Here is a 13,289-nt window from a genome sequence, read left to right as displayed (position 1 = left end):
CAATATCGTGCCGCTTAAGGCACACCCATGTCAAAGGTTTAACAAAAGCTCTATAGCTTGACCTCACGCCCCGCCCGTTGCATGAGCAAGCCATGCTTATTTTCAAGATTTTTCGGGCCGAAGAATGGGCCACTCTGCGCGCCGATGGCCACACGGCAGGCGCCCCCGTGGATGTTGCCGATGGCTTTGTCCATTTCTCGACAGCGGAACAGGCTGCGGAAACCGCCGCCAAACACTTCGCCGGAGAGCACGACCTATTCCTGATCGCTGTTGACGCCGACAGCCTTGGAGATGAGCTGAAGTGGGAAGTCTCTCGCGGCGGCGCTTTGTTCCCACATCTCTATCGGGAATTCCGTCTTTCTGATGTGACTTGGGCACAGCCTTTGCCACTCGTGGATGGCACCCATCAGTTTCCAGCGGGAACCACATCATGAGCAGCGGCAACATTCTTGAAAAACTGGGCATGAAGGCCCTGCGCAGCATTGACCCGGAAACATCCCACGGTCTGGCTATCCGCGCTTTGCAAATGGGTGTGGCAAATGCGCCGGGTCACATAACGTCAGCGCGCCTGCGCACTGAAGTTGCCGGAATTTCGCTTCCAAACCCCGTTGGACTTGCCGCAGGGTTTGACAAAAACGCCACTGCACTGTCTGGCCTTGCCAAATCTGGATTTGGTTTTGTCGAAGTTGGCGCCGCAACACCTCGGCCACAGCCCGGCAATCCCAAACCGCGGCTGTTTCGACTGAGCGAAGACAAAGCAGCGATCAATCGCTTTGGTTTTAACAACGATGGCATGGAAGCCATCGGCGCGCGCCTTGCCAACCGCCCCAAGGAGGCTGTCATTGGCCTCAACCTTGGCGCAAACAAAGATAGCGAAAACCGTGCAGAAGATTTCGCACGCGTACTGGCGCATTGCGGCGCGCATCTGGATTTCGCAACAGTCAATGTCAGCTCGCCCAACACAGAAAAGCTGCGTGATTTGCAGGGCAAAGCCGCCCTCTCCGCGCTTTTGAGTGGTGTAATGGACACCCGCGACGCATTGGATCGGAAGATTCCTGTTTTCCTCAAAATTGCCCCGGATCTCAGCGATGTCGAACTCGGCGAGATCGCCGAAGTTGCGCAGGAAACAGGCGTTGATGCGATTATTGCAACCAACACGACACTTTCTCGCGATGGACTCATCAGCCCGCACAAGGCTGAGGCAGGAGGCCTGTCTGGCGCGCCGCTCTTTGAAAAGTCCACCCAAGTGCTCGCACGTCTGTCAGAACTGACAGAGGGCGCCCTGCCTTTGATCGGGGTTGGAGGCATAGGGTCCGCGGACCAAGCCTACGCCAAGATCTGCGCCGGTGCCTCTGCCGTGCAGCTCTATACAGCGCTTGTCTACGGCGGGTTCTCCCTTGCTGAAACAATCGTGCGGGAATTGGACGCGCTGCTGCAACGCGATGGCTTTGCCAATGTCGCAGACGCGGTTGGAAGCACACGAAAGGACTGGCTATGATCACCATCTGGCACAACCCGCGCTGTTCCAAATCCCGCCAAACACTCGCCCTTGTTGAAGAACAGAGCGACGTCACAGTGCGGCGCTATCTCGAAGACGCGCCAAGCGCTGAAGAGATTGCCGAGGTACAGCAGCTCCTGGGCCTCAAAGCCAGCGAGATGATGCGCACCAAAGAAAAGCGCTTCGCCGAGCTGGGTCTCAGCAAGACCGACGATGACGCGACATTGCGCGCCGCAATGGCAGAAAACCCGATCCTGATCGAGCGTCCAATTGTGCTTACAAACGGCAAAGCGGCTATTGGGCGCCCACCAGAAGCTGTTCTGGACATCCTTTAAGCTGCTACGCTCCAGACACCAAATCGGTCGAAAGTGCGCAGGGCTACCATCCTGCGCTCACGCGGCATCCATCAGCCCGACTGAAACACTGCGCCAACTTCTGCCTTGATGATCCGCGCAATCAGTGCGCAATCCTCAAGCGAAAACGTCAGCGGGATGCGCATATCCACAATCCCCTTCAGAATCCGGTCAGATTTCGGCATCGGCACGCTCGGTGCATAGCGCCAACTGTCGTAGCGGGATGTGAAAGCCACGGGCTCAGCGCCGCCAAACCACTTCAACTCAACGCCCCGTGCCGCACAACGCTTGAGCACGGCGTTGATTTTATCGACCGACCAATCCAACAACAAAAACTGGATCGAACTGCCCACATAGCCTTCGCCTTCAGGCCGCTCTACGACGGTCAGTCCAGGCGTTTCGCGCAGCCCATCCAAGATCACATCGTGGCGCGCATTCCAGGCCGCCACGCTGTCAGAAAGCTTACGCAACTGCGGGCGCAATATCGCGGCACGCAGATGATCCATACGGCCCGAGACATTGGGTGTGTCATACTTTACGCGTTCAAAGACTTCCGCCTCGGGCACGGCCCCATTGCGCCCATAAAGCATGTAGCTGCCCGACAAAATCGTGGCCCGCGCCATCAGCTCCGCGTCGTCACTGATCAGCAGGCCGCCTTCGCCCGAGTTCATGTGCTTGTAGGTCTGCGTCGAATAGCACGCCATCTGCCCAAAGCGCCCCGATGGGACACCACGCCAGCTTGCGCCCATTGTGTGTGCGCAATCCTCAATCACGCGAATATTGTGCTGGGCGCAAATCGCCATCAGCGCATCCATGTCACAGATATGGCCCCGCATGTGTGACAGCATGAGCACATCAGCTTGATCTGCTTTGGCTTCCAGATCGTCCAAATCGATCACCAGCCCTTCGGTCACGCCGACAAACACTGGGACAGCGCCGACACTGGCAATGGCGCCTGGCACCGGCGCAAGCGTAAATGCATTCGTCAGCACTTTGTCACCCGGCTGAATGCCCATGGCGCGCAACGCACACCCCATCGCATACCCACCAGATGCAACCGCAATACAGAATTTGGCACCTACGCTCTGCGCAAACTCTTGCTCTAAGAGAGATACCTCACCCTCTTCACCCTCAGATAGGTTGTAGCGATGCAAACGACCTGTGCGCATCACGTCAACTGCAGCGGCAATCGCCTCTTCTGAAATCGGTTCTTGCTGGGTGAAATTGCCCTTAAACACTTCGCTCATCATGGCCTCCACACAGGTCGCGTCGCATCAGCATTACGCAAGTTCACAGGCGGCTGCAATCACCCAACCGGATCAGCCAGAAGCGTCTCAACCACTTTTGGCAGAGACGCAAAGTCATGCAAAAGCGCCTCTGGCTCAAGCGCCGCCATGTCCTCCCCACTCGGACCAAATGTCACCAATACGCTCGGCACCCCAGCAGCTTTTGCTGTGTTCCGGTCAGTGTCACTGTCCCCGACCAACAGGGTTTTGGCAGGATGCCCGCCCAAACGCCGCACAGTTTCGGCAAGTGGTGCAGGGTCGGGCTTTCGCACCGGCAGAGTGTCAGCCCCAACCAACGCGCCAAAATCATCTCGCACGCCCAGCGCCACCAACAGTCGCTCCGCCAGTCCTTCTGGCTTGTTCGTGCAGACCCCTACGCCGTAACCCAGCGCTGACAGCTGCGCGACCGCCTCCATCGCACCATCGTAAAGCACTGTATGTTCTGCAATCGCGCCGCCATAAGCTTCGAGCAAAACCGGATAATATGCTGTTATGGTTGCCTCATCCAGCGCCCCCACACGATTGAGCCCCTCAGTGAGCATACGTCGGCCACCGCGCAAAGCTACTCCCGCGTCGCTTTCTGGCCGAAGCACGTCTCCGTATCCCATCTCCCGGAAACAAAAATTGGCCGCAGCAATCAAGTCTCCGCTGGTATCTGCCAGCGTTCCATCCAGATCAAAAATGACGGTTTTCATACATTTGTCCTCTTCAGATGCGCGACTTATCGCCAATGGCTGTTACAAGGCGCAACCCGAATTGAAGCTTGTTACCCTTGCACCCTCCCAGCACTCGGGTAAAACGGGCAGAATAGAAATTCAAAGAGAAAAAAAATGAGCATTGCACTTGTCATTCTGGCTGCCGGAAAAGGCACAAGGATGAACTCGGAATTACCAAAAGTATTACATCCCATTGCCAACGCCCCAATGCTGATCCACGCTATGCGGGCGGGGCGAGCTTTGTCACCGGAGCAAACCCTGGTTGTCGCAGGCCATGGTGCGGAACTGGTCGCAAAAGTAGTTTCTGATTTTGATCCTAAAGCCGAAGTGGTTCTGCAGGAAGCGCAAAACGGCACGGCGCACGCTGTGGATATGTGCCGAGAGGCCCTCGCTGATTTTGATGGTGATGTGATTGTCCTCTTCGGAGACACCCCATTTGTACGCGCTGAAACCCTCGAAAACATGGTCGCAGCCAAAAAGCAGAACGCGGTTGTTGTGCTTGGTTTTGACGCTGCAGATCCCGGAAAATATGGCCGCTTGATTATGCATGGCGATCAGCTTGAACGGATTGTCGAGTTTGCAGATGCCTCCACAGATGAGCGCGCGATCACTTTCTGCAACTCAGGAGTGATGCTGGTTGAAAGCAAAACGCTCTTTGATCTGATCAGCGCAATTTCGTCTGACAATGCGCAAGGTGAATACTACCTCACTGACATCGTCGGTCTGGCGCGTGAAAAAGGTCTGAATGTCACGGCTGTTTCTTGTGATGAGGCGGAGACGCTGGGCATCAACTCTCGCGCTCAGCTCGCTGAAGCTGAAGGTATTTTTCAGAAAAGTGCCCGCGCAGAGCTGCTCGACCTTGGCGTCACATTGCAACAACCCGAGACGGTCATGCTATCTTTTGACACCGTGATTGGCAGGGATACCGTGATTGAGCCGAATGTCTATTTCGGCCCCAACGTGACCGTAGAAAGCGGCACGCGCATTCGCGCTTTTTCGCATCTTGAAGGATGTCATGTCTCTCGCGGCGCGGCCGTCGGCCCCTACGCTCGCCTGCGCCCCGGCGCGGAGCTCTCAGAAAACACCCACATCGGTAACTTTGTGGAAATCAAAAACGCAGAAATTGGCGAAGGCACCAAAGTCAACCACCTGTCCTATATCGGTGACGCCACTTTGGGCGCCGCTACCAACATTGGTGCAGGCACCATCACCTGCAACTACGATGGTGTCATGAAACATCACACCACCATCGGAAGTCGCGCCTTTATCGGCTCCAACACAATGTTGGTCGCGCCAGTTACAGTTGGTGACGAGGCGATGACCGGATCTGGATCTGTCATCACCAAGGATGTTCCTGACACGGCTCTCGCGCTTGCACGTGCCAATCAGGTCAACAAACTCGGTGTCGCCCGAAAATTGTTCGAATTGTTAAAGAAAAAGAAACAAAAACAGACATCGGAGAGCAAGTAATGTGTGGAATCGTTGGTGTTCTCGGCAGTCACGAAGCGGCCCCTATTCTCGTTGAAGCCCTTAAACGGCTCGAATATCGTGGCTACGACAGCGCGGGCATTGCAACCGTAAACGACGGCACGCTGGAACGGCGCCGCGCAGTTGGAAAGCTCGTGAACCTCTCCGATTTGCTGGTGCACGAACCTCTCCGCGGGAAGTCGGGCATTGGCCATACACGTTGGGCCACCCATGGTGCTCCTTCTGTGGTGAATGCGCACCCGCACCAAGCTGGGCCTGTGGCTGTTGTGCACAATGGCATCATCGAAAACTTCCGCGAGCTGCGTGAAGAATTGGCAAATGATGGGTTCTCGTTTGTCACGGAAACAGACACAGAGACGGTCGCCCTTCTGACGCAACGGTACATGAATACGGGGATGCAACCTGTTGAGGCCGCGCTCAAAACGCTTTCTCGCCTAGACGGTGCATTCGCGTTGGCGTTTTTGTTTTCTGGTGAAGATGACTTGATCGTTGCAGCGCGCAAAGGCTCTCCTCTGGCGATCGGCCATGGCGATGGTGAAATGTACGTGGGCTCCGATGCAATTGCTCTGGCCCCGTTGACCGATAAGATCACATATCTGGAGGAAGGCGACAGCGCAGTATTGAGCCGAACTTCTCTAGTGATCCGCGATGAAGCCGGCACAGAGGTGACACGAGACCAAAAAGTCATCAACGTCGATCAGACACAGGTCGACAAAGGCTTGCACAAACACTTTATGGCCAAAGAGATCGCTGAACAGCCCACTGTGCTCGGCCAGGCGATTGATCATTACCTTTCAAAAGACGGAAAATCGGTGGCCCTACCTGATCAGGGATTGGACTTCACAAAGGTCGACCGGCTCACCATGGTGGCCTGTGGCACCGCATACTATGCCTGTGTGACTGCCAAATATTGGTTTGAGCAAATCGCTGGCTTGCCTGTCGAAGTTGATGTGGCATCGGAGTTCCGTTACCGCGAACCTCCTGTCACCAGCGGCACCGTTGCGTTGTTTGTTTCACAGTCGGGCGAAACCGCAGACACCTTGGCCGCCCTGCGCTACATGAGCGGGAAAGCGGAACAGATCGTCTCAGTTGTGAATGTGCCAGAGAGTTCCATCGCCCGTGAAAGCAATCTGATCCTGCCAATTCTGGCAGGCGCAGAAATCGGCGTGGCCTCCACAAAAGCGTTTACCTGCCAATTGACCGTGCTTTTGATGCTGGCCCTGAAGGCCGCTCATGATCGAGGCAAACTGTCCGATGCGGAGCTGTCAACACATCTCACCGAGCTGCGTGGCGTTCCTGGTCTCATCAATCAAGCGCTCGGCAGTGAAGCGCAGGTTGCGGCTGTGTCCGGCAAACTGGCGGAAGCGCGCGATATTCTATTTCTGGGGCGTGGGCGCATGTTCCCGCTGGCGCTGGAAGGGGCGCTAAAACTGAAGGAAATCAGCTATATTCACGCTGAAGCTTACGCTTCTGGCGAACTGAAACATGGCCCAATCGCACTGATTGACAAACAAGTCCCTGTTGTGGTGCTGGCTCCGCATGATGAGCTGTTTGATAAATCGATCTCCAACATGCAGGAGGTTATGGCCCGCGCTGGCAAGGTGCTTTTGATTTCGGATTCCAAAGGCATGCAAAACGCCGCTGAGGGCGCCTGGGAAACCCTTCAGATGCCTCAGGTTTCCCCTGTATTGTCCCCCATCCTTTATGCTGTCCCTGCGCAACTTCTGGCCTATCATACGGCGGTTGCCAAAGGCACTGATGTAGATCAGCCAAGAAATCTCGCCAAGTCTGTGACCGTCGAATGACGCTGGATGACGCACTCAGAGCCCTCCGTGCGCAGATTGAACCGGGACGCGCAGACGGCATGCGCGCCTACCACAAGCAAACGCGGGAAGTGTTGGGGATTTCAAATCCCGCGCTAAATGACCTTGCCAAAACTTGGCGGCAAACGTTTGACGTGGAAACCCGCGTATCGCTGGCCAAAGCCCTATGGGAAACCGACATCTTTGAGGCGCGTATTGTGGCTGCAAAACTGCTTACACAAGCGCGCCTGCGACCTGATGAGACGGCATGGGACTTGATTTGTGCATGGGTGCCAGACTTTGACAGCTGGGCGATTGCAGACCATGCCTGCATGGCAGGGCAACGCCGACTTACGGCAAATCCAGACCGGCTCGATACCGTTGAAAGCTGGACCACCTCTGATCATCTGTGGACCCGCCGCGCGGCGTTGGTGATCACCCTTCCCTGGACCAAACAGAACAACCCTAAGCCAGCCGAGCTGGACGCGCGCGACCGCATTTTGCAATGGGCTGCGGGCTATGTCGAAGATCAAGACTGGTTCATTCAGAAATCTGTTGCGTGGTGGCTGCGCGATCTCTCCAAACACGACGAAACACGCGTTCGAAATTTTCTGGAACTCCACGGAGACAGGATGAAGCCCTTTGCCGCCAAAGAGGCCGCAAAGTACTTAGCCTGAAGTTTTTCGGCATCAAAAAAATGCGGTGAAAAGTTACCTTTACGACTTTCGCCGCCCTTGCTCTGGCGCAGCGTCATGATTAACTTTCTCCTATGACAGCTCCATTGATTGATCCGTTCCACCGCGCTGTGAACTACCTGCGCGTTTCAGTGACCGACCGTTGCGACTTTCGCTGTGTCTACTGCATGGCAGAAAACATGACGTTTCTGCCAAAGAAAGAACTGTTGACCCTCGAAGAGTTGGACCGCATGTGTTCCACATTCGTGCGCTTGGGGGTGGAAAAACTGCGGATCACCGGTGGTGAGCCACTGGTGCGTCGTGACATTATGACGTTTTTCAAAAGCATGAAGCGTCATCTGGACAGCGGTGCTCTGAAAGAGCTCACTCTGACAACCAACGGATCGCAACTCGAACGCTTCGCAGAAGAGCTTTACGCATGTGGTATTCGCCGTGTGAATGTGTCGCTTGATACCATTGACGAAGGCAAATTCGCAGATATCACTCGTTGGGGCCGTCTGCCGCAAGTATTGCGCGGTATAGACGCCGCTCAGGCGGCTGGACTTCGGATCAAGCTCAACGCGGTTGCCCTCAAAGGCTTCAACGAAGACGAGCTGTTCACCCTCGCAGAATGGTGTGCCTCTCGCGACATGGATATGACCTGGATAGAGGTGATGCCCATGGGCGACTTGGGCAACGAAGACCGCCTCGATCAATACTGGTCGCTCAAAGACCTGCGCGCGCGCCTTGCTGAGCGTTACACGCTCACTGATCTTGCCGAGCGTACGGGTGGCCCGGCCCGTTATGTACGATTGGAAGAAACCGGCCAGAAGATTGGCTTCATAACGCCAATGACGCATAATTTCTGCGAAAGCTGCAACCGTATACGTTTGACCTGCACAGGGCAGCTTTACATGTGCCTTGGCCAAGAAGATATGGCTGACCTGCGCGCGCCACTGCGCGGCAGTGAAAGTGACGCAGCACTGGAAAATGCGATCCGTGCTGCCATCGCCTTGAAACCCAAGGGCCATGACTTTGACTATTCACGTCAAAAAGTGGACGGTCAAATGTCTCGCCACATGAGCCACACAGGTGGGTGAAACCATTCTTGTCTAAGCATCGAGCGCGTCACTCACGCCCGGTACTTAGACCTGTAGTTGCGCGGCGCGCACCCCTGTTCCAGCTTAAAGTCCCGGCTGAAATGGAACGGGTCGGGATATCCGCACCGTATCGCGATCTGGGCCACCCGCTCGTCGGTGCTGCGCAACAGATAGGCGGCAACGGCCATCCGCTCGCGCCGCAGCCACACAATTGGGCTTACACCCGCCTCATCACGAAACCTTCTGAAAAGCTGAGAATGGCTCAAGCCGGTTATCTGGGCCAAGTCCGGAATGCGCCACGCCTTCTGCAGGTCTCGTCGCAGATGAGACTTCAGTTCCGCCATAGGTTCATCTTTGACAGAACCAATGGCAGCGTGCCGGCTTGCAGACAACGCAGCCAGAATCTGCGCCACTTCCGCGTTTATCTTAGCACTTTCCCCAACGGCTTCAGCCGACAATTCATGTAGGATGTTTTCAAAGCACCCCGCGACCGAAGCAAGCTTCGGTGCAATCGGATTGGACGCGAACCCCAAGCGGTCAAAAAGTCGATCAATTCCATGACCACTGATCGAAAGCCAAACATAGCGCCAAGGCGCGGTCGTGCCTGCCCCATGCGCATAAGCCCGCGCTGTATCTATCCAGGTAAGGGTCTCTGATTTTGCCAAAAACCGCGTGTCGCCGATGTCTACATGGCCTTCCCCAGAAAGCGTGTAGATCAATACGTGCTCATTGTAATTTCGGCGCACCATGTCACTGTTATGATGCGCCAAAGTTCTGCCACCCACGGGCACGCTGTAGGGCCAAACGGCGTCGCTACCTTGCTCTGACGCAAAGTAAATTTTGTAGTCTTCGGTGGTCGTAGTCATTAGGTGTCTTTAGATTTGGGTGTCAGGTACTTGAACTTCCATCCCGTCCATATTTTCACCAATCGACACCTGACAGCTCAGTCGGCTGGTTGGTTGAGGATCGATTACGAAGTCAAGCATGTCAGTTTCGTCGCTATTTGGTGCTGGCATGCGATCAAACCAGTCTTGCGGCAGCACGCAGTGGCATGTCCCACAGGCCCCTGCCCCACCGCATTCCGCAGCAATACCTTCAACGCCAGCACCAACAGCGGCTTGCATAAGCGTATCGCCAGCATTCGCATGTGCCTCGATACGATTTCCACTGGCTTCTAAAAAAGTGACTGTGATCATCAGATTCTGTCTTCCCGTCTGAACTTAGCGGCGCTGCCAATGGACGCGCAGCGCCTCAGGCCCACGCACTGAGAGGCCGCGTTTGTATTCTGGCGCTGCCTCGGCCAATTCGATCGTCGCAAATCGTGCGTTCAGGGTCGAGAAAATCACATCCATATCCAAGCGTGCCAAGTGATTTCCCAGACAAAAATGCCCGCCGCCCCCAAATGCCATATGCCGGTTCGGCGCGCGCGCGACGTCAAATGTGTCAGGCTGTTCAAATCGATCCGGATCACGATTTGCGGCACCATAAAGCAAACCAAATCGTGTCCCTGCGGGGAAGCGCATGCCGCCCACTTCGCAGTCTTCCGTGGCGAACCGATGAAAAAATGGCAAAGGCGATTCAAAGCGGAACATCTCTTGCACCGCCGTTTTCATAAGTGAGCCGTCTGCACGCAGGCGATCGTGCTGATCGGGGAACTTCAACAAGGCATGCATTCCGCTGCCAAGCACATCGATCGTGGACCCATGTCCGGCCATGAGGATCAGCATTGCGGTCGAAATCAATTCGTCTTGGCTGAGCCGTCCTTCATCACGATGGCTGACCAAACGTGACAGAAGATCATCTTGCGGCGCTTTCTCCCGAGTGTCCAAAAGCGCGAGCAGATACTCATAGAATTCCTTGGTTGCCTGCTCCGCACGCTGTTTGTCAGCGTCTCCGCGACCAGGGTCAAAATAACGGACAACTTCCTCTGACCAGTGGCGCAACAACGGGCAATCCTCATCCGGAACACCCAGCATGCGGCCAATGATGTGCCCGGGTACATGCGCGGCAAACTCCCCGACAAAGTCAACTTCGTCCTGATCACTCAATTCGTTCAACAGGCGATCAACAAAGCTTTGAATGGCGGCGCGCTGCTTCGAAATCATGGCGGGGGTGAACTCCCGAAACACCACCTTGCGCAAGCGGCTGTGTGTTTCCCCCTCGCTTTCAAGGAGATTCACCTGAACAAAACGCTCATGGTAAGGCATGTCATGAAAATTGATCGCCCGTTTTTGGCGTTGCCGCTCTTTTTCACCAATGAAGGCTTCGTTGTTGCGCAACATGGTTTTGTTGAGCGCCACCGCCTCAACATCTGACATCCGCGTCAGCATCCATGTGTCAATTTCTTCATAATAAAATGGGGCCTGAAGCGCCCTCATAGCGGCATAGGTGGGATAGGGATCTGCTGCAAAGGCCGACCCGTGCGGGTCGAATTCCATTGCTGGCTGGGAAATCTGTGGCATTGCGACCTCGTTAGCTGCGCAGGCGCACAGTATTCATCAGACACCTTTAATTAAATGCAGAATTCTCCAATTCACATAGATGGTTATCGCATAACTTGTTAATCGCCAAAAATTTTGCGCAATACGCGTGCGGCAAGCGGTGCCCCCACGATCACCACCACTATCCTGGTCAGATGATGCGCAATGACAAATCCAAGATCCGCACCAGTCACGATGGCTAGGATTGTCATCTCTGCCTGACCACCGGGCGCAAAAGCCAAAAAGGCTTCCATAGATGGCGCCAACCCTAATACTGTCACCAATTCGGCAAAACATGCGGCCAAAACCGCAAGCACCCCCATGAAAGCAAGCCCAGAAAGCACCACAGACTTCAGCTCACCAAGCGTGACACCGACATAATACACGCCAATCACCACACCGATAAAGAATTGCGCCGCCAAAATTGCTTCGGCCGGAGGTCGGGAATGGATAAACCCGCTCAACGTCAAGACAGCTGACACAATCAATGGCCCTAAAATGCTCGCGCCAAAGAGGCCGATCCGTTCGCCACCTTTCCAACCAAGCCAGGCTGCCCCCGCCATCAACACGAGTTCTTTCAGCGCGATCTCTGCAGCCGGCTCCCCGATTGGGTTGGAAAAGCTAACATCGTAGAAAGAAATCAACAAAATCGGCGCCAAGGTGACGATCACCAAAACCCGTGTCGCGTGGAGCAACGAAAGAACCCGCGTATCGGCACCGGCTTCTTGTCCAAACAGGATCATGTCCTGCAATCCACCAGGCATCGCCGCGTAGTAAGCCGTGGCTCCATCAAACTTGCACACGCTACGGAAGAACGGCACGCCAACGCATCCGATTACAGCGATATAGATCGGCACCAAGACAAGGCTTCCCGCCATGCTGGGCAGTTCTGCAACTACGTCTGGCGTGATGGATGTGCCCACCGCAACACCAAGGATCGTGCGGGCACCTGCTGTCAACTGTCCAAATCCCGTCAAACGTGCCCCCCAAAGGGCCGCAACAAGACAGACCGACATCGGCCCAAACAGAAACGGTAAGGGCAATCCCAATAGGCTAAACAACACTGTCCCGATCACAGCCACCACGAAAGTGAAAGCACGCAAGCGCATATTGGACATGGGTCTTCCTAATCGTGATTGACGCAACGAATCCACCTGTATACATCTGGATACGATCTTTCAAGCCATGCAAGCAGGAGCGCGAAATGGACACGCCGAAGCCACAGGAAGGACTGCATGGGAACTCCGCATACAACGCTCTGCTCAATGAAATTCGGGACGGCCATCTTTCCCCTGGGGATCGGCTGCGAGAGACAGAGCTCGCCAAACGTTTCAACATCAGCCGCACTCCGGTGCGCGAAGCCATTCGACTGCTTGAGGCAGATGGGCTTGTCACGCATTTACCACGTGTGGGCGCAACGATACGACGTCTGGACTATTCCGAGGTCATGGAACTTTATGAAATGCGCGTGGTGCTCGAATGCACCGCAGCGCGCATGGCAGCACGCGCAGCCTCAGATGTCGAAATTGCTGAACTCAGCGCGATCAGTGAAATGTTGGCTCAGGTTGGTGAAGGTACCGAAGCGTCCCGCCTCAATCGGCAGTTTCACCTTGCGCTTCTCAACGCAGCTAAAAATCGTTTCTTGACCAAGTCTATGTTTAATCTGCAGAAAGCCATGTTGATTTTGGGGCGCACAACACTCGCCGACCCCGAAAGGTATCAAAACGCAATCCTCGAACACCAAGCAATCTTAGAAGCGCTGACCAGACGGGACGGTGAAGCTGCGGAAACCGCGATGCACGACCATATCATCGCCGGCCAACGCGCCCGCATCCGCGCGTTGCGTGTTGATCTGGACAATCCCAACGCCGTTTGATCGACGCGCACCGCGT

14 protein-coding genes are annotated in these 13,289 nt (G+C 55.3%); 8 read left to right on the top strand and 6 right to left on the bottom strand.

The genetic code is table 11. The features are described 5' to 3' along the window. Nucleotides 1-92 precede the first annotated feature (92 nt). The 3 genes from PJL69_RS00185 to arsC are packed head-to-tail and all read left to right on the top strand — an operon-like array spanning nt 93 to nt 1,833. Nucleotides 93-434: a DUF952 domain-containing protein gene (locus tag PJL69_RS00185; protein WP_271307869.1), complete on the top strand. Its 342-nt coding sequence runs from the start codon at nt 93-95 to the stop codon at nt 432-434. Continuing rightward, on the top strand, nt 431-1,498 hold the full coding sequence (locus tag PJL69_RS00180) for a quinone-dependent dihydroorotate dehydrogenase (RefSeq protein WP_271307868.1): 1,068 nt from the start codon (nt 431-433) through the stop codon (nt 1,496-1,498). The genes PJL69_RS00185 and PJL69_RS00180 overlap by 4 nt, the downstream gene beginning before the upstream one ends. After that, a complete protein-coding gene (arsC, locus tag PJL69_RS00175; RefSeq protein WP_271307867.1) occupies nt 1,495-1,833 on the top strand; it encodes an arsenate reductase (glutaredoxin) in 339 nt (112 codons plus the stop codon). The genes PJL69_RS00180 and arsC overlap by 4 nt, the downstream gene beginning before the upstream one ends. Nucleotides 1,834-1,904: 71 nt before the next feature. On the opposite strand, the gene PJL69_RS00170 is transcribed toward arsC, so the two are convergent. Both PJL69_RS00170 and PJL69_RS00165 read right to left on the bottom strand, forming a co-directional pair. Then, nucleotides 1,905-3,098 (bottom strand): DegT/DnrJ/EryC1/StrS family aminotransferase, encoded by a 1,194-nt coding sequence (locus PJL69_RS00170; protein WP_271307866.1) that lies wholly within the window; start codon nt 3,096-3,098, stop codon nt 1,905-1,907. Nucleotides 3,099-3,157: 59 nt separating this feature from the next. Further along, the gene (locus tag PJL69_RS00165) at nt 3,158-3,832 is read right to left on the bottom strand and encodes an HAD-IA family hydrolase (RefSeq protein ID WP_271307865.1); all 675 of its coding nucleotides are present in this window, start codon (nt 3,830-3,832) and stop codon (nt 3,158-3,160) included. 135 nt (nt 3,833-3,967) lie between these two features. Between PJL69_RS00165 and glmU the strand changes: the two genes are divergently transcribed. The 4 genes from glmU to moaA all read left to right on the top strand — a co-directional run bounded on the left by glmU (nt 3,968) and on the right by moaA (nt 8,917). Continuing rightward, nucleotides 3,968-5,323 (top strand): bifunctional UDP-N-acetylglucosamine diphosphorylase/glucosamine-1-phosphate N-acetyltransferase GlmU, encoded by a 1,356-nt coding sequence (gene glmU / locus PJL69_RS00160; RefSeq protein WP_271307864.1) that lies wholly within the window; start codon nt 3,968-3,970, stop codon nt 5,321-5,323. Beyond that, a complete protein-coding gene (gene glmS / locus PJL69_RS00155) occupies nt 5,323-7,146 on the top strand; it encodes a glutamine--fructose-6-phosphate transaminase (isomerizing) (RefSeq protein WP_271307863.1) in 1,824 nt (607 codons plus the stop codon). The genes glmU and glmS overlap by 1 nt, the downstream gene beginning before the upstream one ends. Then, entirely contained in the window at nt 7,143-7,820 is a 678-nt protein-coding gene (locus PJL69_RS00150; protein ID WP_271307862.1) for a DNA alkylation repair protein, read from the top strand. Before glmS ends, PJL69_RS00150 begins: the two co-directional genes overlap by 4 nt. Nucleotides 7,821-7,912: 92 nt before the next feature. After that, a complete protein-coding gene (gene moaA / locus PJL69_RS00145; RefSeq protein WP_271307861.1) occupies nt 7,913-8,917 on the top strand; it encodes a GTP 3',8-cyclase MoaA in 1,005 nt (334 codons plus the stop codon). Nucleotides 8,918-8,949: 32 nt separating this feature from the next. Here moaA and PJL69_RS00140 read toward each other — a convergent pair whose 3' ends face one another. From PJL69_RS00140 to PJL69_RS00125, 4 genes are all read right to left on the bottom strand, one after another. After that, entirely contained in the window at nt 8,950-9,783 is an 834-nt protein-coding gene (locus tag PJL69_RS00140; protein ID WP_271307860.1) for a helix-turn-helix transcriptional regulator, read from the bottom strand. Nucleotides 9,784-9,792: 9 nt separating this feature from the next. Further along, nucleotides 9,793-10,113 carry a 2Fe-2S iron-sulfur cluster-binding protein gene (locus tag PJL69_RS00135; RefSeq protein ID WP_209097705.1) on the bottom strand — a complete coding sequence of 107 codons (321 nt, stop codon included), beginning with the start codon at nt 10,111-10,113 and terminating at the stop codon, nt 9,793-9,795. A gap of 24 nt (nt 10,114-10,137) precedes the next feature. Continuing rightward, nucleotides 10,138-11,379 carry a cytochrome P450 gene (locus PJL69_RS00130; RefSeq protein ID WP_271307859.1) on the bottom strand — a complete coding sequence of 414 codons (1,242 nt, stop codon included), beginning with the start codon at nt 11,377-11,379 and terminating at the stop codon, nt 10,138-10,140. 98 nt (nt 11,380-11,477) lie between these two features. Further along, nucleotides 11,478-12,515, bottom strand: coding sequence for an AbrB family transcriptional regulator (locus PJL69_RS00125; RefSeq protein WP_271307858.1), 1,038 nt, complete (start codon nt 12,513-12,515; stop codon nt 11,478-11,480). An 86-nt stretch (nt 12,516-12,601) separates the two neighbouring features. On the opposite strand from PJL69_RS00125, the gene PJL69_RS00120 reads away from it, so the two are divergent. Further along, nucleotides 12,602-13,273 (top strand): GntR family transcriptional regulator, encoded by a 672-nt coding sequence (locus tag PJL69_RS00120; RefSeq protein WP_271307857.1) that lies wholly within the window; start codon nt 12,602-12,604, stop codon nt 13,271-13,273. The last annotated feature ends 16 nt before the right edge of the window (nt 13,274-13,289 follow it).

Origin of the sequence: Shimia sp. MMG029, from assembly GCF_027947445.1 — a bacterium.
GTDB lineage: Bacteria > Pseudomonadota > Alphaproteobacteria > Rhodobacterales > Rhodobacteraceae > Shimia.
Note: the sequence above shows the minus strand (reverse complement) of the source record. Positions and strands in the feature narration are given on the sequence as shown.

Bases quoted from the DNA above. Each gene is read 5' to 3' on its own strand.
- PJL69_RS00185 (WP_271307869.1), top strand. From the start codon at position 93: ATGCTTATTTTCAAGATTTTTCGGGCCGAAGAATGGGCCACTCTGCGC.
- PJL69_RS00180 (WP_271307868.1), top strand. From the start codon at position 431: ATGAGCAGCGGCAACATTCTTGAAAAACTGGGCATGAAGGCCCTGCGC.
- arsC (WP_271307867.1), top strand. From the start codon at position 1,495: ATGATCACCATCTGGCACAACCCGCGCTGTTCCAAATCCCGCCAAACA.
- PJL69_RS00170 (WP_271307866.1), bottom strand. From the start codon at position 3,098: ATGAGCGAAGTGTTTAAGGGCAATTTCACCCAGCAAGAACCGATTTCA.
- PJL69_RS00165 (WP_271307865.1), bottom strand. From the start codon at position 3,832: ATGAAAACCGTCATTTTTGATCTGGATGGAACGCTGGCAGATACCAGC.
- glmU (WP_271307864.1), top strand. From the start codon at position 3,968: ATGAGCATTGCACTTGTCATTCTGGCTGCCGGAAAAGGCACAAGGATG.
- glmS (WP_271307863.1), top strand. From the start codon at position 5,323: ATGTGTGGAATCGTTGGTGTTCTCGGCAGTCACGAAGCGGCCCCTATT.
- PJL69_RS00150 (WP_271307862.1), top strand. From the start codon at position 7,143: ATGACGCTGGATGACGCACTCAGAGCCCTCCGTGCGCAGATTGAACCG.
- moaA (WP_271307861.1), top strand. From the start codon at position 7,913: ATGACAGCTCCATTGATTGATCCGTTCCACCGCGCTGTGAACTACCTG.
- PJL69_RS00140 (WP_271307860.1), bottom strand. From the start codon at position 9,783: ATGACTACGACCACCGAAGACTACAAAATTTACTTTGCGTCAGAGCAA.
- PJL69_RS00135 (WP_209097705.1), bottom strand. From the start codon at position 10,113: ATGATCACAGTCACTTTTTTAGAAGCCAGTGGAAATCGTATCGAGGCA.
- PJL69_RS00130 (WP_271307859.1), bottom strand. From the start codon at position 11,379: ATGCCACAGATTTCCCAGCCAGCAATGGAATTCGACCCGCACGGGTCG.
- PJL69_RS00125 (WP_271307858.1), bottom strand. From the start codon at position 12,515: ATGTCCAATATGCGCTTGCGTGCTTTCACTTTCGTGGTGGCTGTGATC.
- PJL69_RS00120 (WP_271307857.1), top strand. From the start codon at position 12,602: ATGGACACGCCGAAGCCACAGGAAGGACTGCATGGGAACTCCGCATAC.